Origin of the sequence: Phenylobacterium sp., from assembly GCF_036402295.1 — a bacterium.
Classification (GTDB): Bacteria; Pseudomonadota; Alphaproteobacteria; order Caulobacterales; family Caulobacteraceae; genus Phenylobacterium.
In genome coordinates, this window is the sequence record NZ_DASWTE010000348.1 from 1 (window position 1) to 21304 (window position 21304).

General features: G+C 69.2%; 19 protein-coding genes. 9 read left to right on the forward strand and 10 right to left on the reverse strand.

The window, feature by feature from the left end:
- The coding region (locus VGD44_RS20650; RefSeq protein WP_331090266.1) for a ribonucleotide-diphosphate reductase subunit beta at window positions 1–657 on the reverse strand (657 nt) is incomplete at its 3' end.
- 129 nt (window positions 658–786) lie between these two features.
- On the opposite strand from VGD44_RS20650, the gene VGD44_RS20655 reads away from it, so the two are divergent.
- Window positions 787–1449, forward strand: a complete 663-nt coding sequence (locus tag VGD44_RS20655; RefSeq protein ID WP_331090267.1) for a glutathione S-transferase family protein — start codon at window positions 787–789, stop codon at window positions 1447–1449.
- A gap of 9 nt (window positions 1450–1458) precedes the next feature.
- Here the strand turns inward: VGD44_RS20655 and VGD44_RS20660 are convergent, their stop codons facing one another.
- From VGD44_RS20660 to VGD44_RS20670, 3 genes are all read right to left on the reverse strand, one after another.
- Window positions 1459–2166, reverse strand: a complete 708-nt coding sequence (locus VGD44_RS20660) for a lipid A-modifier LpxR family protein (RefSeq protein WP_331090268.1) — start codon at window positions 2164–2166, stop codon at window positions 1459–1461.
- 141 nt (window positions 2167–2307) lie between these two features.
- The gene (locus VGD44_RS20665; RefSeq protein ID WP_331090269.1) at window positions 2308–4167 is read right to left on the reverse strand and encodes a ribonucleoside-diphosphate reductase subunit alpha; all 1860 of its coding nucleotides are present in this window, start codon (window positions 4165–4167) and stop codon (window positions 2308–2310) included.
- Between the two features lie 227 nt (window positions 4168–4394).
- Entirely contained in the window at window positions 4395–6173 is a 1779-nt protein-coding gene (locus VGD44_RS20670) for an SLC13 family permease (protein ID WP_331090270.1), read from the reverse strand.
- Between the two features lie 139 nt (window positions 6174–6312).
- Between VGD44_RS20670 and VGD44_RS20675 the strand changes: the two genes are divergently transcribed.
- Window positions 6313–6879 carry a DUF1579 domain-containing protein gene (locus VGD44_RS20675; protein ID WP_331090271.1) on the forward strand — a complete coding sequence of 189 codons (567 nt, stop codon included), beginning with the start codon at window positions 6313–6315 and terminating at the stop codon, window positions 6877–6879.
- Window positions 6880–6893: 14 nt separating this feature from the next.
- Here VGD44_RS20675 and VGD44_RS20680 read toward each other — a convergent pair whose 3' ends face one another.
- Window positions 6894–7142 carry a hypothetical protein gene (locus tag VGD44_RS20680; protein WP_331090272.1) on the reverse strand — a complete coding sequence of 83 codons (249 nt, stop codon included), beginning with the start codon at window positions 7140–7142 and terminating at the stop codon, window positions 6894–6896.
- A 575-nt stretch (window positions 7143–7717) separates the two neighbouring features.
- Here VGD44_RS20680 and VGD44_RS20685 point away from each other — a divergent pair.
- Both VGD44_RS20685 and VGD44_RS20690 read left to right on the forward strand, forming a co-directional pair.
- On the forward strand, window positions 7718–7900 hold the full coding sequence (locus VGD44_RS20685; RefSeq protein WP_331090273.1) for a hypothetical protein: 183 nt from the start codon (window positions 7718–7720) through the stop codon (window positions 7898–7900).
- Window positions 7901–7952: 52 nt separating this feature from the next.
- Window positions 7953–8771, forward strand: a complete 819-nt coding sequence (locus VGD44_RS20690; RefSeq protein ID WP_331090274.1) for a transglutaminase family protein — start codon at window positions 7953–7955, stop codon at window positions 8769–8771.
- A gap of 22 nt (window positions 8772–8793) precedes the next feature.
- Here VGD44_RS20690 and VGD44_RS20695 read toward each other — a convergent pair whose 3' ends face one another.
- Entirely contained in the window at window positions 8794–9777 is a 984-nt protein-coding gene (locus VGD44_RS20695) for a hypothetical protein (protein ID WP_331090275.1), read from the reverse strand.
- 142 nt (window positions 9778–9919) lie between these two features.
- Between VGD44_RS20695 and VGD44_RS20700 the strand changes: the two genes are divergently transcribed.
- Together VGD44_RS20700 and VGD44_RS20705 are read left to right on the forward strand one after the other, a co-directional pair.
- Window positions 9920–10408, forward strand: a complete 489-nt coding sequence (locus VGD44_RS20700) for a cupin domain-containing protein (RefSeq protein ID WP_331090276.1) — start codon at window positions 9920–9922, stop codon at window positions 10406–10408.
- Window positions 10290–10787, forward strand: coding sequence for a hypothetical protein (locus VGD44_RS20705; RefSeq protein ID WP_331090277.1), 498 nt, complete (start codon window positions 10290–10292; stop codon window positions 10785–10787). The genes VGD44_RS20700 and VGD44_RS20705 overlap by 119 nt, the downstream gene beginning before the upstream one ends.
- Window positions 10788–10800: 13 nt before the next feature.
- On the opposite strand, the gene VGD44_RS20710 is transcribed toward VGD44_RS20705, so the two are convergent.
- Both VGD44_RS20710 and putA read right to left on the reverse strand, forming a co-directional pair.
- Window positions 10801–11277: a hypothetical protein gene (locus VGD44_RS20710; RefSeq protein ID WP_331090278.1), complete on the reverse strand. Its 477-nt coding sequence runs from the start codon at window positions 11275–11277 to the stop codon at window positions 10801–10803.
- A complete protein-coding gene (gene putA, locus VGD44_RS20715) occupies window positions 11270–14365 on the reverse strand; it encodes a bifunctional proline dehydrogenase/L-glutamate gamma-semialdehyde dehydrogenase PutA (RefSeq protein WP_331090279.1) in 3096 nt (1031 codons plus the stop codon). The genes VGD44_RS20710 and putA overlap by 8 nt, the downstream gene beginning before the upstream one ends.
- A 103-nt stretch (window positions 14366–14468) precedes the next feature.
- Between putA and VGD44_RS20720 the strand changes: the two genes are divergently transcribed.
- A complete protein-coding gene (locus VGD44_RS20720; protein WP_331090280.1) occupies window positions 14469–14939 on the forward strand; it encodes a winged helix-turn-helix transcriptional regulator in 471 nt (156 codons plus the stop codon).
- Window positions 14940–15000: 61 nt separating this feature from the next.
- Here VGD44_RS20720 and VGD44_RS20725 read toward each other — a convergent pair whose 3' ends face one another.
- Together VGD44_RS20725 and VGD44_RS20730 are read right to left on the reverse strand one after the other, a co-directional pair.
- Window positions 15001–16200, reverse strand: coding sequence for an OmpA family protein (locus tag VGD44_RS20725; RefSeq protein ID WP_331090281.1), 1200 nt, complete (start codon window positions 16198–16200; stop codon window positions 15001–15003).
- 526 nt (window positions 16201–16726) lie between these two features.
- Window positions 16727–18508: a cation:proton antiporter gene (locus tag VGD44_RS20730; protein ID WP_331090282.1), complete on the reverse strand. Its 1782-nt coding sequence runs from the start codon at window positions 18506–18508 to the stop codon at window positions 16727–16729.
- 146 nt (window positions 18509–18654) lie between these two features.
- On the opposite strand from VGD44_RS20730, the gene VGD44_RS20735 reads away from it, so the two are divergent.
- Together VGD44_RS20735 and VGD44_RS20740 are read left to right on the forward strand one after the other, a co-directional pair.
- Complete coding sequence (locus VGD44_RS20735; RefSeq protein ID WP_331090283.1) at window positions 18655–19098, forward strand: copper chaperone PCu(A)C; 444 nt, start codon at window positions 18655–18657, stop codon at window positions 19096–19098.
- 85 nt (window positions 19099–19183) lie between these two features.
- On the forward strand, window positions 19184–21259 hold the full coding sequence (locus VGD44_RS20740; protein ID WP_331090284.1) for a M13 family metallopeptidase: 2076 nt from the start codon (window positions 19184–19186) through the stop codon (window positions 21257–21259).
- The last annotated feature ends 45 nt before the right edge of the window (window positions 21260–21304 follow it).

Sequence of the window (21304 nt, forward strand, 5' to 3'; positions counted from 1 at the left end):
GCACTTGGTCTCGGCGTTGAAGGCGTGGAACAGCTTGATGATGCCTTCGCAGTGCAGGCTCTCGTCGCGCACCGACCAGCTGACGATCTGGCCCATGCCCTTCATCTTGTTGTGGCGCGGGAAGTTCATCAGCATCGCGAAACTGGCGAAAAGCTGAAGGCCCTCCGTGAATCCGCCGAACATGGCCAGCGTTCTGGCGATATCGGCATGCGTTTCGACGCCGAACTGCTGCATGTAGTCGTGCTTGTCGCGCAGCTCCTTGTAGTCGAGGAACGCCGTGAACTCGCTGTCCGGCATGCCGATCGTCTCGAGCAGCAGCGCGTAGGCGGCGATGTGGATCGTCTCCATGTTGGAGAACGAGGCCAGCATCATCTTCACCTCGGTGGGTTTGAAGACCCTCGAGTAGCGCTCCATGTAGTTGTCGTTCACTTCCACGTCCGACTGGGTGAAGAAGCGGAAGATCTGGGTGAGCAGGTTACGCTCGCGGTCGGTCAGGTTGACCGCCCAGTCCTTCAGGTCCTCGCCCAGCGGCACCTCTTCGGGCATCCAGTGGACCTGCTGCTGCTTCTTCCAGAACTCGTACGCCCACGGATAGCGGAACGGCTTGTAGGCGTAGGAGGGGGTGAGCAGGCCCGGCAGCTTCTTGATGTTGGTCATACGGACCCTCGCCCTTCGAATCAGGGAGCCCCTCTCCCGTTAAGAGAAAGGTAAGCTTCTTCCGCGCGGCGCGCAGCGGGAGTTTCGTCGCATCGGGTGGATAATATAGCTACGGATTGTGGATAGAGTATGGCCGACCGCTACATCTTGTATTCCGCCCTCGGCTCCGGCGGAGTCGCCGTCGAGGCGGCGCTGACCCTGATCGGGGCTGCGTACGAGCTGATCGAGGCGCCCACCTATGACCCCGGCGCGAAGGCGGCCGGCGACCGCATCCTCGGCGCGAACCCGATGCGCCAGGTGCCCGCCCTGGTCTTTCCGTCCGGCGAAGTGATGACCGAGAGCGCCGCCATCCTGGTCCGGCTGGGCGAGCTGCACCCGCAGGCCGGGCTGTCGCCCGCCGCGGACGACCCTCGGCGGTCCCAGTTCCTGCGCTGGATGGGGTTCGTGAGCTCGGCGATCTACGCCCACTACTGGCTGAAGGACGACCCGATGCGGCTGGTCTCCGACCCCGCCCAGGTCGCGGTCGTCGAGGACCGCCTGAACCAGCGCATCGCCGAGTGCTGGGCGATCATGGAGCGCCAGGTCGCGCCCGCCCGCTACATCCTGGGCGACGCGATGACCCTGCTGGACGTCTACGTCACCGTCGTCAGCCGCTTCCGCCCGCGCCGCCAGCGGTTCTACGAGGTGGCGCCGCGGATGGGCGAGGTCGTGCGGCGCGTGGACGAAGACCCACGCCTCACGGCGTTCTGGGCCGAGCGGTATCCATTCTTCGAGGGGTGGGATCGGATGTAGCCCGTCGGGCTACTTCTGCGGCCGGAAGCTGAAGGTGAAGGCAGCGACGGTGTCGTCGCGGGTCTGCTGGCCGAACACCATGTGCTTGCCCTTCACCTCGCGGTGGATGACCCCGAACGAGCTCTGCATGTCGCCCTTGCGCCAGCCGACGCCGACCTGGGCGTCGCCGACCAGGGCGCCGGTGGGGTCGGTGGTCCAGCCAGCGCGGTCCCAGCCGTTCTCGCCCTTCAGCATGTTGAGGCCGACGGCGCGGCCGCTGGCGGCGGCGAACAGGTACCAGCGGCCCTTGTCGCCCAGCTTGGCGCCGTCCTCGACGCCCATGTCGCGCAGCCGGTCCAGCGCCTGCTGCTCGCGCGACTTCGAGACCGTCAGCATGGCGCCGCCCTCGGCCTGGCCGCCGCGGCTGCCCACGCCCAGGCCCGCGTGCGGGGCCACGTCGAACTCGAGGCCGCCCTCGGAGCGGAAGCTGACAGCGCCCGGCCAGCGGCGCACCAAGGTCACGTCCACCCGGTCGTCGATGAGGCCGGCCGGCGCGATCCGGAGGCGGTCGCTGTCGATGCGGAGCGTATTGCGGTCCGAGATCCGCACCTCGCGCGAGGCGAAGGCGGCCCGGTTCAGGATGTCGTTGGTCAGGTCGGGAACGAGCGGCTGAGCCGCCGCGCTGCCCGCGGCGCCGGTTACGCAAAGCGAGATGGCGGCAACGGCCATCCGACGCATGCACATCTCCCGATCCCCCGCCCGCGCGGCGGGGTCCCCGCTCCCATAGTTCCACGATCGGCCGGGGCGGCAACTGCAGAATCGCGCCACGCGAATTGCGGCAGGGTTAAACCGCCCCGCGACCGGGCGCCGCAGCCCCGCCTACTGGCAGGCCAGGCATTCCTCGTAGTCGGTCTTGCCCTCGACCCGGAGCTCGGCAACCGCCGCACCCTCGCCCCCCGCATGCGCCGCCCGCTGCACCGACTTGGACCGCAAGTAATAAAGCGACTTACAACCCCGCTCCCAAGCAGTCCAATGCAGCATATGCAAATCCCATTTCTCAACGTCACCTGGCAAGAACAGGTTGACGGATTGGGATTGGCAGATATCTGGCGTCCGATCAGCGGCCAATTCTACCACCCAGCGCTGATCTATTTCAAATGCTGTCTTGAAAACGTCCTTGTCGTCCTGGCTGAGGAAGTCGAGGTGCTGCACCGAGCCCTCGTTCTCCAGGATCGAGTCCCAGACGGCCGAGGTGTTCTGGCCCTTCTCGTCAAGGACCTTCTCGAGGAAGGGGTTCTTCACCGCGAAGGTGCCGCTGAGCGTCTTGTGCGTATAGACGTTGGCCGGGATCGGCTCGATGCCGGCCGAGGTGCCGCCGCAGATGATCGAGATCGAAGCGGTCGGCGCGATCGCGAGCTTGTGGCTGAAGCGCTCCATCACGCCGCGCTCGGCCGCGTCGGGGCAGGGACCGCGCTCGGCGGCCAGCTTGCGCGAGGCGGCGTCGCACTGGCGGCGCAGCGTCTTGAAGAGGCGCATATTCCAGCTCTTCGCCATCGCGCTCTCGAAGGGCACGTTCTGGCTCTGCAGGAACGAGTGGAAGCCCATGAGGCCGAGGCCGACGGACCGTTCCCTACGAGCGGCGTAGACGGCGTGCTTCATCTCGGGCGGCGCGCGGACGATGAAGTCTTCCAGCACGTTGTCGAGGAAGCGCATGACGTCCTCGATGAACGTCGGGTGGTCGCGCCACTCCAGGAAGGTCTCGGCGTTGACCGAGGAGAGGCAGCAGACGGCGGTCCGCTCCAGCCCCTGATGGTCCTTGCCGGTGTGCAGCATGATCTCGCTGCAGAGATTCGACTGGCGCACCGACAGGCCAAGCTCGCGCTGATGCTGCGGCATGGCGCGGTTCACGGTGTCGGAGAAGATCAGGTAGGGCTCGCCGGTCTGCAGACGGATCTCGAGGATCTTCTGCCACAGCGAGCGGGCGTCGACCTCGCGGATCACCTCGTTGTTCTTCGGCGAGCGCAGACCGAACATGGCGCCGTCGCGGACGGCCTCCATGAACTCGTCGGTGATGTTGATGCCGTGGTGGAGGTTCAGGCTCTTGCGGTTGAAGTCGCCAGACGGCTTTCGGATCTCCAGGAACTCCTCGATCTCCGGGTGGTGGATGTCGAGGTAGACCGCGGCCGAACCGCGACGCAGCGAGCCCTGGCTGATGGCGAGCGTGAGCGAGTCCATCACCCGGATGAAGGGGATGATGCCGCTGGTCTGGCCCGCGCCCTTCACCTTCTCGCCGATGGAGCGCACGCCGCCCCAGTAGGTGCCGATGCCGCCGCCGTTGGAGGCCAGCGCCACGTTCTCGTTCCAGACGCCCTGGATGCCCTCGAGGCTGTCCGGCACGGCGTTCAGGAAGCAGGAGATCGGCAGGCCGCGGCCCGCGCCGCCGTTCGAAAGCACCGGCGTCGCCGGCATGAACCAGAGGTTCGAGATATAGTCATAGATCCGCTGGGCGTGGTCGGCGTCGTCGGCATAGGCCGTGGCCACCCGGGCGAACATGTCCTGGTAGCTCTCGCCGGAGAGCAGGTAGCGGTCCTCCAGGGTGGTCTTGCCGAAGTCGGTCAGCAGCGCGTCGCGCGACCGGTCGACCTCCACCTTGCGGACGAGCTGCAGCTGCGGTCGCTCCGCCCGGGAGGCAACCCGTTCAGAAGTCTCGGCAATCCCAACCTTGGCCGCTTCACTCATGTCCCTGCCCTACGCCCCTCGAAGGAAGGCTCTATGGCCTCCCGCCCTACATATAGTGGTCCAACCCCCGAACCAGTCCACATATGGGGCACTGACAGTCACGACTCGTCAATGAGGCGGGTCCGCCGCACACAGACTTTTTCGCTAATGAGACATTAACGCGCGGGGCCGCCCCCTCGGCGGAATCCGTTACGCAAGTCAGCCGCTCACGACACTGTGAACACCCACTAAACCAGTGGCCAAACCATCGCGATCAGGAGCGTGCCGACTACCAGCACCAGCACCGATAAGGGCGCGCCCAGCCGCGGATAGTCGATGAAGCGGTAGCCGCCGGGCGCCATCACCAGGGTGTTGCACTGGTGGCCGATGGGGGTGAGGAAGTCGCAGGCCGCGCCCATGGCCACGGCCATCAGGAACGGGTCGGGCCGCAACCCCAAGAGCTGCGCCAGGCTGGCCCCGATCGGGGCGACGATCAGCACTGTCGCCGCATTGTTGAGGAACGGCGTCGCCGCCATCGCCACCGTCATGATCGCGCCCAGCGCCAGGATCGCCGGCTGACCGCGGAAGAGGTCGGCCATGGTCTGGGCGATCAGCTCGGAGCCGCCGGTGGCGCGGATCGCGTCCGAGACCGGGATCAGGCACGCGATGAGCACCAGCAGCGGCCCGTCCAGCGCCGAGTAGGCCTCACGCATGCGGATCGCGCCGATCGCCACCATCAGGGCGGCCGCGCCGAAGAAGGCGATGGCGACGGGGGCCAGCTTCAGCGCCACCAGGATCATCGCGCCTGCCAGGATGACCGCCGGCGCGAGCGTGCGGCGCATGTCGCCCAGCCGGACCTCGCGCTCGGCCAGCGGCAGCAGGCCCAGGGTGCGCAGCGCGCCCGGCAGCGTGTTCTCAGCGCCCTGCATCACGACGAGGTCGCCGGCGCGCAGTGGCAGGGTGCGCAGCGCACGGATGATGCGGTAGCCGCTGCGGCTCACGGCCAGCAGCTTCACGCCGTGGGTTGTGTGCAGGTCCTCCTGCCGCGCCGAGCGGCCGATCATCATGGAGTCGGGGCTCACCACGGCCTCGACGATCCGCACTTCCTCGGTGGGCGCCTCCATGGTGATCGGGCGGTCCGAGCGGGTCAGGCGCAGCTTCAGGCGCGCGATCAGGTCGTCGAGGGCCTGGTGGGCGCCCTCGAGCAGGAGCACGTCGTGCGGCCGCAGGCGCATGTTTGCGTGGGGCGCGGCGTGGCGCTCGCCGTCGCGGACCAGCGCCATCACCGTGACCTCGCCATTGGCCAGGCGCGAGAGCCGGGCCATCGTGGTGGGCCCGCCCTCCCAACTGCCGGGCACCTCCACCTCGGTGACGTAGGGCTTGGCCGACAGCGCGGCGTCGATCGTCTCGGGCGTCGGGCGCGAGGCGGGCAGCAGGCGGAAACCCACGGCCAGGAACGCCAGGCCCACGGCGGTCACGCCCAGGCCGACGGGGGCGTAGTCGTACATCTCGAACGGCCGCCCCAGGACCTCCTCGCGCACCTGGGAGACGATGATGTTGGGCGAGGTGCCCACCAGCGTGACCGTGCCGCCCAGGAGCGCCCCGAACGACATCGGCATCAGCAGGCGCGAGGGCGGCGTGCCGGTTCGCCTCGCCACCGTGAGCGCGATCGGCATCATGATGGCCAGCGCACCCACGTTCTTGGTGACCATGGAGAGCGCCGTCACCGCGCCGGCGAACAGCAGCACCTGGGACGTCGGGCCCTTCAGGTGCGGCAGCACGGGGCGCAGGACCAGCTCCACCACGCCCGACTTCGCAAAGGCGGCGCTTGCCACCAGGGCGCAGGCGATGATGACGGTGATGTCGTTCTTGAAGCCGTCGAAGGCCGACTTCGCGGGCACGATGTTCAGCGTGACGCCGACGAGCAGCGCCAGGACGGCGATCACGTCGTAGCGCCATCGGCCCCAGATGAAGCCGGTGATCGTCGCGCCCATCAGCCCGAAGGCCAGGGCCTGCTGCAGCGTCATCAAGTCCCTCGCCCCGTGGCCGGCTCCGGGACCTAGAACGTCAGGCGCGGCCTGAAAGTGGCGCCGCGCCGGAAATGCTGACGTTCGATGTCAGCTGTGGGGCTGCATACCGACCTCACATCCTTGAGCGAGGTCTCCCATGTCCGAACCCAGCCGCCGCCACCTGATGCAGCTCGCCGCCACAAGTGGCGTTCTTGGAGGCGCCCTGGCCGCCCTGCCCTCGGCCGCACCGGCCGCCGACGTTCCGCGCGACTTCGACTTCCTGCACGGCTCCTGGCGCGTGCGGCATCGGCGGTTGAAGGGCCGGCTGGTCGGCAGCACCGAGTGGCAGACCTTCGATGGGACCTGCGTCTGCCAGCCCACCATGGGCGGGTTCGGCAACATGGACGACAACTGGCTCGACCTGCCCGGCGGCGCCTACCGCGCCATGGGCGTCCGCGCCTACGACCCGAAGGCGCAGCATTGGGCCATCTGGTGGATCGACGGCCGCAACCCGCACGGCCCCACCGATCCTCCGGTCAAGGGGGGCTTCAGGGACGGCGTCGGGACCTTCCTCAGCGACGACGTGCAGGAGGGCCGCAAGGTGGTCGTTCGCTACGAGTGGTCGAAGATCACGCGCAGCACGGCGGTCTGGGAGCAGGCGTTCTCGCCGGACGGCGGCAAGACCTGGGAGATGAACTGGCACATGGACTTCACCCGCGTCTGAGCCCCCGTCGGGCTTCAGGCCTCGGTGAAAGGGGGCGGCAGCTCGCCCGAGCTGAAGAGGATCACCGGGCGCTCGTCGTAGTCGCCGAGCTCGGTGTCCGCCGTGACCGAGAAGGCGACGACTCCGACGCGGAGCGGACCCAACCGCTCGGCCTTCCGCCGCGCTTCCTCCGCCGTCTTGCACCCGACCTGCTGCTCCGCCTTCAGACCCCGGCCGCGTCCGCGGACGTAGGCCTGCACGATGTGGACGGTTTCCCTGGTCATGAGCCCTTCACGCGCCGGTTCGCGGGTGGGGTCAACCGCGATGTGGGATCGCCGCCGGCTATCGCGTGCTGCGCGGGTCGCTGAGCATCGTGCGCTGTGGGGTGGGCCGCGAGGCGCCAGTCGAACGGCTATCCACCAGGCCGCCTCGGGCCGCAGGAACGTAGGGCGGGCCGCCCAGCTTTATCGGGCGGCTCATGTGATTCTCGTCATAGCTTGGAACTCCGTTGGCGCGCGAAAATCCATCGCAAGGAAATTCATCACGCCCCATGAAAGTATCACATCCTGCACATTCAGGATCATTCAATCAGAGAGATAAATAGAACTTGGCCGAAAACATTTTGTGACGTCCAACTCGATACAAGTTCGAATGTCTCTTATTGATATTCGCGACCCGAACACCCAAGTAAGACGAAGAAAAAGTGCGTGGATCGGCGGCCGGCTCGTCCGGCGGGCCGGCGCGCATGAGGAGTTCAGCTTGTTCATCGTCTCGGCGCTGCTTGTGGTCACCGCCGCCGCCATCCCGTTCGCGTTCGCGCTGCTCGGGCTACGGAGATACCGATGAGCCTGGAGCCGACATGACCGAGCCCACCCACGAGGCGCTGACGCGCGAGAACGCCTACCTCAAGGCCCGGGTGGGGCAGCTGCAATCCGACGTCGCCGACCTGTCCGCCGAAGTCGACCGCTTGCGCCAGGAGCGTGAGCGCCTGCACGGACGCCGCGCGGCGCGCGCCCCGAACCCCCTGGGAAGCGGCCAGTGACCCGTTCCGCCCGTTCGATCGGACGAACGCCTTGACCGCCGGCGCACGGCCCATGCGCATCCGTACGGGCTTCGAGATCGTCTACGACTGCCCGGTTCCCGTGCCGATGCTGCTGACGCTCAGCGTGCACCCCAGCCGGCGGGATGACCTGGAGACCCCGGACTGGCTGCGCACCGAGCCCATACTCCCGGTGCGCCAGTACCTGGACGGCTATGGCAACATCTGCAGCCGCCTGCTCGCGCCGCCGGGGCGCCTGACGCTCTCGGCCGACTTCATCATCCGCGACAGTGGCCTGATCGACCCCTACGAGCCCGAGGCCGTCCAGCACGCGGTGGAAGACCTCCCCGACGACGTGATCCTGTTCCTGCTGGGCAGCCGCTACTGCGAGACCGACAGGCTGAGCGAAGCAGCCTGGTCGCTCTTCGGCGCTGGGCCGCCCGGCTGGGCGCTGGTGCAGGCGATCACGGACTACGTCCACGACCACATCGCGTTCAGCCATGATCACGCGCGACCGGACAAGACGGCGTACGACGCCTGGCGCGAGGGCCGGGGCGTGTGCCGCGACTACGCCCACCTGGCGATCGCGCTGTGCCGCTGCATGAACATCCCGGCGCGCTACTGCACCGGCTACCTGGGCGACCTCGGCGTGCCGGTGGCCGGTGTGATGGACTTCAGCGCGTGGTTCGAGGTCTACCTCGGCGGCGCCTGGCGCACCTTCGACGCGCGGAACAACATGCCGCGCATGGGCCGGGTGCTGATCGCCCACGGCCGCGACGCGGTGGACGTGCCGATCGCCAACACCTTCGGACCGGCCGAGCTGGTCACGTTCACGGTGACGAGCGCCGAGGCTGCGCCGATGGTGGGGGCGTAACCGACGTGACGGCCGCGCGACATCATCTCACGGCGCCAGCCCCGCCGTGGGCCAGCGCGCCGCGGCACCAAGGGGTCGGGGTCGTGCATGGCGTGTCGGCGCCGATGGAGGCGGCGCCGTGGGCGAGGATGCGGCGCTCGAGATCGCGCCACTCGTCCTGCAACGCCGGCCAGGGGACGGGACCCCAGGCCGCTGCGGCCGCCCGCGCCGCCGACTGCTGCTCCGGCGTGAGCTCGCGCCAAACCAAGTCACGCCGGGCCTCGAACCGTTCCGGATGACGCTCGGCGAGCCGAGATAGCCACAGGTGGGTCTCGACCGGCGACACCCCGTAGCCGGACGGCGCAGGTCGGGCCAGCAGTTCCTGGCAGATGTCGTAGCCGGTCAGCGCGCACAACTCTGTCACTTCGCGCCCGAGCTCCGGATTCGCGGGATACTGGTGGACGTCACCCACGACATAGCCGCCGATGCGTGTGATCGCGTACATGTTGCCGGCCCTGGCCGCCCGGTCGGCGAACGTCAGCGCGCGGGCCCGGCTCGCCTGGACGAAGGCGATCGAGCCGTCGCCCCGCTGGTGCCAATGCCACCGCACCATCTCGTCCAGCGCCAGGGGGTGACCCAGGTCCGCCGCGCGGCTCACAAGCGCCAGCCAGCGTGTGATCTCGTCGGGGGACGAGCCGTCCCGCACCTCTGCGGCCAGCCGCATCATCGCCTCGGCGTTTCCCTCCGCGGCCAGCGGCGTCAGCACGTCGCGCCGCGCCTTCAGGTAGCCCTGCATTAGGGCTTCGACCTGCGCCTCGGCGTCGGCGCCGGGCGCAGCGCTGTCGAGTGCATTGAGGTCGGAGGTGTGCTTCGCCTCGGTAGCAGCAAGCGCCTGGGCCACCGTTTCCAACTGGCGCGCATGGTCCTGAGCAGCAGGGCGTGTCGCAGGATTGGTCGCCCCCGTCGACGCACAGGCCGCAAGGAGGCCCGCCACGATAGCTATGGTCGCCAGCGCCGCATACCGCATGCTCCGGACCGCTCCTTCGTCGGAAGAGCGCCGATCTGGCGCTTCCCGTCCTTGAGTCTCACGGCCGATGCGAGCCTGCCTCTGAAAGTCAGTCAAGGTCGCGCTCGGCGAGCGCGCCGCGGAGCGGCAGCTCGGGAAGGCGGTGGGGCTGACCCAGTTCGGGGTCAATCACCTTTCGCTGGAGCCCGGCTCGGCAAGCTCGCGACCCCACTGGCACGAGGGCGAGGACGAGTTCGTCTACGTCCTCGCCGGCTCGGTAACATTGCGCGACGAGAACGGGGAGCACGAGTTGGGCGCCGGCGATTTCGCGGGATTCCCCGCAGGCGCGGCCAACGGCCACCATCTGCTCAATACGTCGGCCGCCGTCGCGGAGCTGATGATCCATCGGCACGCGCAAGGTAGGCGAGGAGAAGATCCACTACCCGGACCAGACCGATCCCGGTCCTTTCAGCGTCGTCAGGGACGACCGCGGCAACCGCGTGTAGGCTTCGTCCTGGTCAGAGGACGAAGGCATGAAGCTTCCGATTGTCGCCATCCTGACGCCGGCCCTGGCGTTGGCCGTAAGCGCCCAAGCTGCGCCTGCCGAGCCCTGCGCGAAGATCATCCCCTATGGCATCGCCGCGCGGCCTGAGCCCGCGGGGACGCTCGTCTCACAGGTGTTGCCTGCGAAGGTCGGGCGCTTCGTGCGCGACGAGGTCGCGAGGGGCGCGGCGATCCCGGCGGACGAGGACTTCAACGTCACCTACCGCGCCGGCAAGGACACCATCTTCGTCGGATTGAGCCGCGCCGGCTCGCCCGCCGAGGTGAAGGCCGCTGTCCAGACCAGCCGCCAGGACGTCGTCTCCGACAAGAGAATCGACCGCCGCGGCGAGGTCTACTGCGTCTCGTCGGCCCCCTATTTCTACAAGATCCTCGACTTCCTCGCGTGGACGCGCGGGCCGTATTTCCTCTACGCGCACGCAAGCCGTCCAGCGGTGCTCTCGGAGTTCATGCAGGCGTTTCCGTACTAGGCAGGTCGGCTCGTCAGACGCGCTCCCACGAGATCTCGCGGCGCACGGGCTGCAGCGCCCGGACCGCAGCCACGGCCGGACCGGCCAGGATATCGGCCAGGAAGGCGCTCGCCTGGGCAGGGGACTGGCACCACTTGTCGTCGGCGCCCAGGGCCCGGAAGTCCGGCTCGGGTTCGAAGTAGAAGTCGGCGTGAAGCTGGCTCAGCTCGCCCTCGGACCCCCTGTGCGCGAACTGTCGCGTGACGCTCACCTCGAACCGCTCGCCGTCGCCCCAGTCGTAGCAGCCGAACTGGAAGAGCAGCATGTCGGCGTCGTCGGCGGGGTCGAGCCCGCCGAACGGCTGCTCGCGGTAGAAGTCGACAAACCTGCCGAAGAGGGCTTCGACGGAGAGCGTCTCGGCGGCCGGTTCGTAGCGCAACAGCGCGCGTACGGACGAAGCCGGGCGGGGCCTCCGCAGGCCCTCGAACCAGCTCGCGAGACGATCAAGCATCCAGGTTCAGCAACGCCGGGTCGCCGCCCTGCGCCGTGATGTTGACGCTTACCGCCCGCTCCAACGCGAACCGCAGGAGGGCGTGCGGGCCGCCGGCTTTGGGGCCGGTGCCGGACAGACCCTCGCCGCCGAACGGCTGGACGCCGACCACCGCGCCAATCATCGAGCGGTTGACGTAGGCGTTGCCGGCCGGGACGGCGCGCTGCACCTCCTCGGCGAAGGCCTCGATCCGGCTGTGGACGCCCAGGGTCAGGCCGTAGCGGGCCTGGACCAGCGGGGCGGCGGCCTGGGTGAGCTTCGTGGGGTCGTAGCGGACCACGTGCAGGATCGGGCCGAACACCTCCTTGGCCAGGAACGCCGCGTCGGGGATCTCGGCCAGGGTCGGCGCGAAGAAGTGGCCGCCTTCCGGGACAGCGAGACGTCCCAGGACCTTGGCCTCCTTCGACAGGCGCTCGACGTGCGCCTCGAGCGCCGCCTTGGCCTCGGTGTCGATCACCGGGCCGATGTCGGTGCGCGGATCGGCGGGATCTGCGACCACCAGGGTCTGCATGGCGCCCGTCAGGCCATCGATCAGCAGGTCGGCGGTGTCGTGCGGCACGAACAGCATGCGCAGCGCCGAGCAGCGCTGGCCGGCCGAGCCGAAGCCCGACTGCAGCACGTCGTCGATGACCTGTTCGCGCAGCGCCGTGGTGTCGACGAACATGGCGTTGAGGCCGCCAGTCTCGGCGATGAAGGGCACGATGGGACCCGGGCGCGCCGCCAGCGTGCGGTTGATCGCCCAGGCGGTGTCGGTGCCGCCGGTGAAGGCCACGCCGTCGCAGCCGGGGTGGGCGGTCAGCGCCGCGCCCACCGTGGCGCCGTCGCCCGGCAGGAGGTGCAGCAGGTCGGCAGGGACGCCCGCGGCATGGAACAGCTTCACCGCCTCGGTGGCGACGATCGGGGTCTGCTCGGCGGGCTTGGCCAGCACGCCATTGCCGGCCGCCAGCGCGGCGGCGATCTGGCCGGTGAAGATGGCCAGCGGGAAGTTCCAGGGGCTGATGCAGACGAAGACGCCGCGGCCGTGCAGGCTGAGCTGGTTCGTCTCGCCCACCGGGCCGCGCAGGGTCTCCGGCTGTGCGAACTGCCGCTCGGCCAGGTGGGCGTAGTAGCGGCAGAAGTCGGCCGCCTCGCGCACCTCGGCGATGGCGTCGGCGAGCGTCTTGCCGGCCTCGCGCACGCAGATGGCGATCAGCCGCTCGCGCGCGTCTTCCAAGGCGTCGCCCATGGCCCGCAGCACCTTGGCGCGGCCCTCGCCGCCGCGCAGGTCCCAGGCCCGCTGAGCGGCATGCGCCGCGGCGAAGGCGCGGTCGACGTCGGCGGTCGCGGCCGACCAGACCTGGCCGATCTTCACCGAAACCGCGGTGGGCGAAACGGCCGACTGGCCGGCGCCATCCTTGACCACCGCGCCCGAGACGATCGGCGCACCTTCCAGCATCTCGTCGTCGAGGTTGACGATCGCGGCCGCGAGCCGGTCGCGCACCGCGGCGATCGACAGGTCGAGGCCCATCGAGTTGCGGCGTGACGGCCCATAGAGGTCGCGCGGCAGCGGGATCTTCGGGTGTGGCCCGGCGCCGGCGGCCTCCACCGCGGTGACCGGGTCGACGACCACGCGGTCCACCGGCGTCTTCTCGTCGAGCAGGGCGTGGACGAACGAGGTGTTGGCGCCGTTCTCCAGCAGGCGGCGCACGAGGTAGGGCAGCAGGTCCTCGTGGCTGCCGACGGGCGCGTAGACCCGCAGCGGGAAGTCGCCGTACCGGTCGTGGGCGGCGGCGTAGAGCGCCTCGCCCATGCCGTGCAGGCGCTGGAATTCGGGCGACAGGCCCATCTGGCTGGCCATCAGGCGGACGGCCGCCAGCGTGTGGGCGTTGTGGGTCGCGAACTGGCCGTAGAGGTGTGGCGCGGCGCCGAGCAGGGCGCGGGCGCAGACCAGGTAGCTGACGTCCGTGGCCGCCTTGGTCGTGTAGACCGGATAGCCCTCGAGCCCCGCCACCTGGGCGCGCTTGATCTCGGAGTCCCAGTAGGCGCCCTTCACGAGACGCACCATCAGCCGGCGGCCGCTGGAGCGGGCGATCTGGGCGACCGCCTCGATCGTCTGGGGCGCCCGCTTCTGGTAGGCCTGCACCGCCAGGCCCAGGCCGCGCCAGGCGCCCAGCGCGGGCTCGCGGGCCAGCCAGTCCAGCAGCTCCAGCGAGATGGCCAGTCGGTCGGCCTCCTCGGCGTCGAGGGTCAGGTTGATGTTCACGTCGGCGGCCATCACGGCGAGGCGCCGGATGCGCGGGTAGAGGTCCTCGAAGACCCGGGCGCGCTGCCGGGCCTCGTAGCGCGGCGAGAGCGCCGAGAGCTTCACCGAGACCCCGTGGCCGCGCTCGGGGCCCTCGTCGGCGGCGTGCCGGCCGACCACGTTGATGGCGTCAGCATAGGCCTTTTCGTAGCGGTCGGCGTCGGCGTCGGTGCGGGCCCCCTCGCCCAGCATGTCGAACGAGCAGACGAAGTCGTCGGCCTTGGCGCGGCGGATCGCCTTCTCGATGGTGGAGCCCAGCACGAACTGCTCGCCCATGATCCGCACGGCGGCGCCGACCGCGCGGCGGATCACCGGCTCGCCCAGCCGTCCGGCCAGCTTCTTGATGAAGCCCGGCAGGTCGTTGCGGGCCTCCTCGTCCGGGTCGATCAGCTTGCCCGTGAGCATCAGGCTCCAGGTCGAGGCGTTGACCAGCACTGAGTCCGACTTGCCGGCGTGGCTGGCCCAGTCGGCCGAAGCGATCTTCTCGGCGATCAGGCGGTCGCGAGTCTCCTCGTCGGGCGTGCGCAGCAGGGCTTCGGCCAGGCACATCAGCGCCAGGCCCTCGCGGGTGGAGAGGCTGAACTCCTGCAGGAAGCTCTCCACCACGCCCTGGCGATTGGCGGCCTTGCGCGCGGCGCGCACCAGCGCTTCGGCCTCGACACGCACCGCCTCGCGGTCCTGCTGAGACAGCGGCTTGGCCGCCAGCGCCGAGGCCAGGGCCGTACGTTCGTCGGTGAACTTGCCGTCGTCCAGGTGATCGTACGCCATCGCCATCTCCAGCTCTTGAGCGCGTCCGGAGTAATCCACGTTTCACCGAATATGCTACGATTGATGCGACCGTTCGCCGGACGATCACGCGCAGGATACGAAAATGCCGAACACCCTACGGCTGGACGACACGGATCGCCGGCTGCTCCGGACGTTGCAGGCCGACGGCCGCATATCGAACGCGGAGCTGGCCGAGCGGTGCAACCTCTCGCCGTCGGCGTGCTCCGACCGCGTGCGGCGCCTGCGCGAGAGCGGCTACATCACCGGCTTCGCAGCGCTCGTGGACCCGCAGAAGGTGGAACGCGGGGTGCTGATCTTCGTGGAGGTGGTGCTGGACCGCACGACGCCCGAGGTGTTCGACACCTTCGCCGCCGCCGCCCGCCGCGCGCCCGACGTCCTGGAGTGCCACATGGTGGCCGGCGGTTTCGACTACCTGATCAAGAGCCGGGTGCGCGACCTGGCCGCCTGGCGGAAGTTCCTGGAAGACGTGCTGGTCAGGATCCCCGGCGTGCGGGAGACGCGGACGTACGCGGTGCTGGAAGAGGTGAAGTCCACGACCCAGCTGCCGATCTAGGCGCAAAGAAAGGAGCCCGGCCTTTCGACCGGGCTCCAATCTTTCGCGGTCTGCGATCGACTTAGAAGTTGATGTCGATCGTCGAGCGGCGGTTCAGCGGTTCCTTGACGCCGTCGCCGGTGGCGACCGCAGGCATGGTCTCGCCCTTCCAGTCGACCGACAGGTTCGTCTGGTTGACGCCCGAGCCGACCAGCGCGTCGGCCACGGCCTTCGCACGGCGTTCGGACAGGCGGACGTTGTAGGCGGCCGAACCCGAGGTGTCGGCGTGGCCCACGACCACGACGCGCGTGGCGTTGCCACCCTTGGCGTAGTTGGCCGCGTCGGCGATCACCGCCTGGGCTTCCGGCGTGATCACGTACTGATCGAACGGGAAGTAGACGATGAACTGCTTGGCCTCATACGCCGGCGGAGGCGGCGGCGGAGGCGGAGGCGGCGGAGGCGGCGGGGGCGGAGGAGGCGGCGGCGGCGGGGGCGGCGGCGGCGGCGGCTCAGGCGGCGCGAAGAGGTAGCGCAGGCCCAGCGTCACCGACTGGTCGCGATACTCGCCCGAGAACACGCCGGGCTGCAGCGCGTGCGAGCCGACGGAGGCGAAGTCGACGTCCGAACCGCCGAGGTAGCGGTAGGTCAGGTCGACGGAGAGCTGGTCGGTGGCCTTCCAGGCCAGACCGGCGATCAGCTGATAGGCGAAGGCGGTGTCGCTGTCGTCGACCGTGAGGTTCTGGAACGCCGGGTTGGTCGCCGTGAGCGCACCCGGAATGTTCGAGAACTGGCCGACCACGTCCACCTTCACGTGGTTCACGCCGATGCCGGCGCCGATGAACGGGTTGAGCGCGGACCCGGGCAGGATGTCGTAGATGACGTTGCCCATCACGGTCCACGACGTCACGTCACCGTCGGGCTTGCCGCAGGCCGGGGCGGCCGCGGTGCGCGTCACGCCGGGGGTGCAGAGGCCGACCACGGCGTTGTTGCCGCCGCCACGGACCGACTCGATGTCGCCGCCGCGGTAGCCGACTTCCAGTTCGACCCGCCAGTGGTCGTTCAGCTGGTAGCCGAGACGGGCGAAGCCGGCCCAGTCGTCTTCCTGGTTGAATTCCCAGCTATAGGGCGCGCCGTTCGCGGCGTTGTTCGACGACGTCGTCTCGAACTCGACGGGCCAGTGGTAGCCGAGGTCGACGGCGCCATACCAGCCTTCTTGCGCAGACGCGCCGGTTGCGGCGCAAGCCGCCGCCATCGCGGCTCCAGCCAGGAGTTTGAACTTCATAATCTGAGCCCTCTCGTTGCCCTCAGGTGGTGCGGCCGTTTGACCCAGCCGCGGTTATAACAGGGACCAACCGTTGCGAAAGTGTCGCCAGGGCCACACTCGGAACGCAATCTGGCCAGCCTTTCCCCAAGCTTTACCAGGACGTCAGGCGAAGCGTCTCCCGCATTTGTGGGAATTCGCTGTCGTTCGCAACTGATCGCCCTGCATCGGCGCGCCGCGAACCGGCACGCCAACCCGTTATCTCATACCCACGACCTCCGCGATTCTGCCTCGCACGGCGCAGCTCGTCCGTCGAGTTCTGACGGAAGTCCTTGGCTTTGTTTGTAAAGTGGCGGCGGTGACGCATTTCGCGAAGGCGGACTTTCGTCCGCCACGCTCTCTCCCGACCGAGCACTCCCGCGCGTCATCGCCTCTCCCCGACCGTAGGCGTCCTTTGCGTCTGCTGCCCAACGGATCAAGGTCACGCTTGGTTCCGCGGCCATGAACCCCGGATGAATTTTTTTCGGCGCCGCAATGCTGGCGCGATTCAGGCGCCGCGCTCGCGCTGGAATCGGCGGGCCCGGCCGCCCAGCGACTCGGGCCGGTTCAGTGTCCTGCGGAACTCGTCGCGGCGCTCGTGGATCGAGGCGATCACCAGGCCCATCGGCACGCCGATCTCCACCAGCACGGCCTCGGACAGCTGCAGGCTGGCCTCCACCGTTTCGGGCACCGCGTCGGTGGCGCCCAGGTCGTAGAGCCGCTGGGCGTGCCGCGCGTCGCGGGCGCGGGCCACGATGGTGAGGTCGGGGCGCAGTTCGCGGGCCACGGCCACGATCGTCTCCACGCCTTCGGGGTCGTCCATGGTCACCACCAGGGCCGGGGCGTCGGCGAGGCCGCAGCGCATAAGGAACTCGGCCCGGGCCGCGTCGCCGAAATAGATCTGCTCGCCGGCGCGCCGGCCCTGTTCGACCAGCCGCGGGTCGAGCTCGGCGGCCACCCAACCGATGTCGTGGCGGCCCAGCATGTCGCCCACCAGCCGGCCCACCCGGCCGTAGCCCACCACCAGCACCCGCGGAGTATGCGGCGCCTCGCCGTCGGGCTCGGACGGCAGCTCGGACGGCGTCAGGCGCCGGCCGCCGAGCCTGAGGCCCAGCTGGGCGAGGAACGGGATCGAGAACATCGACAGCGTGGCGGCCACCAGCACGGTCTGGCCGATCGGCCGGGCCACCAGGCCCTGGTCCATCGCCTGGCCCAGGATGACGAAGGCGAACTCGCCGGCGCCGGCCAGCAACAGCGCCGCCTCGATCGCGCCCCGCGTCTTCAGGCCGAAGGCGCGAGCGAGCGCGAAGATCACCGCCGTATTCAGGGCGATGAGGCCGACGGCCGAGCCCAGGATCACCAGCGGCCGCTCGAGCAGCAGCGGCACGTTCAGCCCGATGCCCACCGAGATGAAGAAGAGGCCCAGGAGCAGGCCCTTGAACGGCTCGACCCGCGTCTCGACCTCGTGCCGGAACTCGGTCTCGGCGAGCAGCAAGCCGGCCACGAAAGCGCCCAGGGCCATGGAGAGCCCGGTGAACGCGCTGACCAGGCCCGCGCCGATCACCACCAGGAGGCAGGCGGCGACGAACAGCTCCTCGCTCTTGGCCCGCGCCACCGAGCGCAGCATGGGCCGCAGCAGCAGGCGGCCGAACACGAACAGCGCAGCCATCCCCAGCACCGCCGGCAACAGCGAGAGCAGCACCGCCGGCGAGAACGGCTCGTCGGTGCGGCGGCTCATCAGCGTGAGCGTGATCAGGATCGGCGCGACGGCCAGGTCCTGGAACAGCAGCACCGAGAAGGTGGCGCGGCCAGCCATCGCGTGCTGGCGCTTCTGCTCGGCAAGGATGGGCATGACGATGGCCGTCGACGACAGCGCGAGCGCCGCGCCGATGGCGATAGCGGCGGCGGGCGGCTGGCCCACCACGAAGGCCGCGACGGCCGTGGCGCTCAGGCAGAGCGCGACCTGCAGCGCGCCCAGGCCGAAGACGTAGCGGCGCAGGCTGCGCAGGCGTTCCCAGGACAGCTCCAGCCCGATCGAGAACAGCAGGAACACCACCCCGAACTCGGCCAGTTGCGCCAGCTCGTCCGGATTCTCGATGGTGATCGCGCCGAGCCAGGCGGCCTCGCCGGCCAGCGCGCCCAGACCGTAGGGGCCCAAGACGACGCCCGCGCCCAGGAAGCCCAGGATCGGGCTGATCTTCCACTGCCTGAAGATCGGCACCACCACGCCGGCCGTGGCGAGGAACAATACGACATCCTTGTACGCGCCGGCTTGGACGTGGCCTTCCATCAGGTCTCCGATTTGGCTGTAGCCGCCACTATGGCGCACCGATCCGCCTTGCGGAATCCCGCGATGCGTTTACGAGGCCGATCCGTGGACCTGCCGGCCAATCCAGCGGCGGCTCCCCAGGGCAGCCACGATCGTTGGGACGTCCGATGAACCACTTCCTTCCCTTGGCCCTGGCGCTGGCCGCCGCCACCACGCCCGCGCTGGCGGCCCCGCAGGTCCAGGCCGCCTGGAGCCGGCCGGCCGCGCAGGGGACCACCGGGGCCGGGTTCATGACCCTGGCCAACCCCGGCGCCAGGCCCGACGCCCTGGTCGGGGCCGAGAGCCCGCTGGCCCGCGAGGTGCAGATCCACCAGTCCAGCATGAAGGCCGGCGTCGCCTCGATGCAGCGGCAGGCCCGCGTGCCCCTCCCGGCGGGCGGTCGTGTCACATTCGCGCCGGGCGGATACCACCTCATGCTGATGGGGCTGACGAAGGCGCTGAAGGCGGGCGACGCCGTTCCGGTGACGCTGACCTTCGCCAGCGGAGCGCGCGTGAAGGCGTCGTTCGTCGTGGGTTCGACACCGCCTGCCGACGAGCATCACCACCACTGAGTTCCTGACAGAAATGTAACGAGCGTAACGGCCGGACCTGGGCTCATGGTCCGGCCAATTGCCTCCCGGAGAGAGACTTCCCGCCATGAAGAAAGCCTGGCTCGCCGCCGCAGCTGCGGCCGCCCTGCTCGTGGGCGCGCCTGCGTCTTCGTTCGCCGCCGACGCCGCCGCCACCGCGCCGCAAGCGCCCGTCCGCGACCTCACCAAGGCGCCGCGCATGGGCGCCTGGGGCTTCGACCTCACAGGCAGCGACCCGGCGGTCACCGCCGGCCAGTCGCTCTTCGGCCACGCCAACGGCCGCTACATGAAGACGCTGGAGATCCCCGCCGACCGCAGCTCGTTCGGCGCCTTCAACATGCTGGACGAGCTCTCCAAGGCCCGCATGCGCGCGGTTATCGACAAGGCCGCCGCCGGCACGGCGAAGGACGGCGTCGAGTACAAGGTCGGCGCGCTGTATCGCAGCTTCATGGACGAGGCCCGCGTCGAGGCCCTGGGCGCCAATCCGCTGGCCGCCGACCTGGCCGCCGTGAAGACCGCCAAGAGCCACGACGACGTCGCCCGGCTGATGGGCGCGACCGCCATGGGGTTCGGCCAGAGCTTCTTCGGCCCGTTCGTCTACGACGACGCCAAGGACCCGCTGAAGTACGCGGTCTACCTGGGCCAGGGCGGCATCACCCTGCCCGACCGCGACTACTACCTCGAGGAGCGGTTCGCGAAGCAGCGCGCCGCCTACGAGGCCTATGTGGCGAAGATGCTGACGCTGGCGGGCTGGCCGCAGCCCGAGGCGCGCGCCAAGGCGATCCTCGCCATGGAGACCGAGGTAGCCAAGGCCTCGTGGACCAAGGTCGAGCAGCGCGACGACAACAAGACCTACAATCCCTACCCGGTCGCCGACCTGCCGAAACTGGCGCCCGGCTTCAACTGGGACGCCTTCCTCGCCGGCGCCGAGCTTACCGGCGCCAAGCGGGTGATCGTCCAGGAGAACACCGCCTTCCCGAAGATCGCCGCGGTCTACGCGAAGACCGACGTCGACACCCTGAAGGCCTGGCTCGCCTTCACCGTGGTCGACCAGGCGGCCGGCCACCTGTCGAAGGACTTCGACCAGGCCAAGTTCGAGTTCCGCAACAAGACGCTCTCGGGCACGCCGGCGCAGCAGCCGCGCTGGAAGCGGGGCGTGAACCTGGTGGACGGCAACCTCGGCGAGGCGGTCGGTAAGCTCTACGTCGACGCCTACTTCCCGGCCCAGAGCAAGGTCGCCATGGAAGCCCTCGTCGGCGACCTGAAGTCCGCCATGGGCGCGCGCATCCAGAAGCTCGACTGGATGAGCCCCGACACCAAGGCCAAGGCGGCCGAGAAGCTCGGCAAGTTCACCGTCAAGATCGGCTACCCCGACAGGTGGCGCGACTACTCCAAGCTGGAGATCAAGGACGGCGACCTCTACGGCAACGTCGAGCGGGCCGCGGCCTTCGACTGGCGCTTCCGGGTCGCGCGGCTGAACCAGCCGGTGGACCGCGGCGAGTGGGGCATGACGCCGGCCACGATCAACGCCTACTACTCGTCGACCAAGAACGAGATCGTCTTCCCGGCCGCGATCCTGCAGCCGCCGTTCTTCGACCCCGAAGGCGACCCGGCCATCAATTATGGGGGCATCGGCGGGGTGATCGGCCACGAGATCACCCACGGCTTCGACGACCAGGGTCGCAAGTCCGACGGCGACGGCCGGCTGGCCGAGTGGTGGACCAAGGACGACGAGGCCAAGTTCATGGCCCAGGCCGAGCGGCTGGGGAAGCAGTACGCGGCTGCCGAGATCCTGCCGGGCGCCAAGATCAACGGCGACCTGACCATGGGCGAGAACATCGCCGACCTGGGCGGCCTCTTGCTGGCGCTGGACGCCTACAAGATCTCGCTGAAGGGCAAGCCGGCGCCGGTGATCGACGGCCTGACCGGCGAGCAGCGGGTGTTCCTGGGCTGGGCGCAGGTGTGGCGAGCCAAGTACCGCGACGACCTGATGAAGCAGATCCTGGTCAGCGACCCGCACTCGCCGCCGCTCGCCCGCGTCGACCTGCCCGTCCGCAACATCGACGCCTTCTACGAGGCCTTCGGCGTGAAGCCCGGCGACCCGATGTACGTGCCGCCCGAGCAACGGGTGCGGATCTGGTAGGGGGCGTGTGAGTTCGACAGCTCGTCCTTGGACCTAGAGCCGGGT

Bases quoted from the DNA above. Each gene is read 5' to 3' on its own strand.
- VGD44_RS20680 (WP_331090272.1), bottom strand. From the start codon at position 7,142: ATGACCAGGGAAACCGTCCACATCGTGCAGGCCTACGTCCGCGGACGC.
- VGD44_RS20690 (WP_331090274.1), top strand. From the start codon at position 7,953: ATGCGCATCCGTACGGGCTTCGAGATCGTCTACGACTGCCCGGTTCCC.
- VGD44_RS20695 (WP_331090275.1), bottom strand. From the start codon at position 9,777: ATGCGGTATGCGGCGCTGGCGACCATAGCTATCGTGGCGGGCCTCCTT.
- VGD44_RS20670 (WP_331090270.1), bottom strand. From the start codon at position 6,173: ATGACGCTGCAGCAGGCCCTGGCCTTCGGGCTGATGGGCGCGACGATC.
- VGD44_RS20675 (WP_331090271.1), top strand. From the start codon at position 6,313: ATGTCCGAACCCAGCCGCCGCCACCTGATGCAGCTCGCCGCCACAAGT.
- VGD44_RS20685 (WP_331090273.1), top strand. From the start codon at position 7,718: ATGACCGAGCCCACCCACGAGGCGCTGACGCGCGAGAACGCCTACCTC.
- VGD44_RS20725 (WP_331090281.1), bottom strand. From the start codon at position 16,200: ATGAAGTTCAAACTCCTGGCTGGAGCCGCGATGGCGGCGGCTTGCGCC.
- VGD44_RS20720 (WP_331090280.1), top strand. From the start codon at position 14,469: ATGCCGAACACCCTACGGCTGGACGACACGGATCGCCGGCTGCTCCGG.
- VGD44_RS20735 (WP_331090283.1), top strand. From the start codon at position 18,655: ATGAACCACTTCCTTCCCTTGGCCCTGGCGCTGGCCGCCGCCACCACG.
- VGD44_RS20660 (WP_331090268.1), bottom strand. From the start codon at position 2,166: ATGCGTCGGATGGCCGTTGCCGCCATCTCGCTTTGCGTAACCGGCGCC.
- VGD44_RS20655 (WP_331090267.1), top strand. From the start codon at position 787: ATGGCCGACCGCTACATCTTGTATTCCGCCCTCGGCTCCGGCGGAGTC.
- putA (WP_331090279.1), bottom strand. From the start codon at position 14,365: ATGGCGTACGATCACCTGGACGACGGCAAGTTCACCGACGAACGTACG.
- VGD44_RS20705 (WP_331090277.1), top strand. From the start codon at position 10,290: ATGAAGCTTCCGATTGTCGCCATCCTGACGCCGGCCCTGGCGTTGGCC.
- VGD44_RS20740 (WP_331090284.1), top strand. From the start codon at position 19,184: ATGAAGAAAGCCTGGCTCGCCGCCGCAGCTGCGGCCGCCCTGCTCGTG.
- VGD44_RS20710 (WP_331090278.1), bottom strand. From the start codon at position 11,277: ATGCTTGATCGTCTCGCGAGCTGGTTCGAGGGCCTGCGGAGGCCCCGC.
- VGD44_RS20730 (WP_331090282.1), bottom strand. From the start codon at position 18,508: ATGGAAGGCCACGTCCAAGCCGGCGCGTACAAGGATGTCGTATTGTTC.
- VGD44_RS20665 (WP_331090269.1), bottom strand. From the start codon at position 4,167: ATGAGTGAAGCGGCCAAGGTTGGGATTGCCGAGACTTCTGAACGGGTT.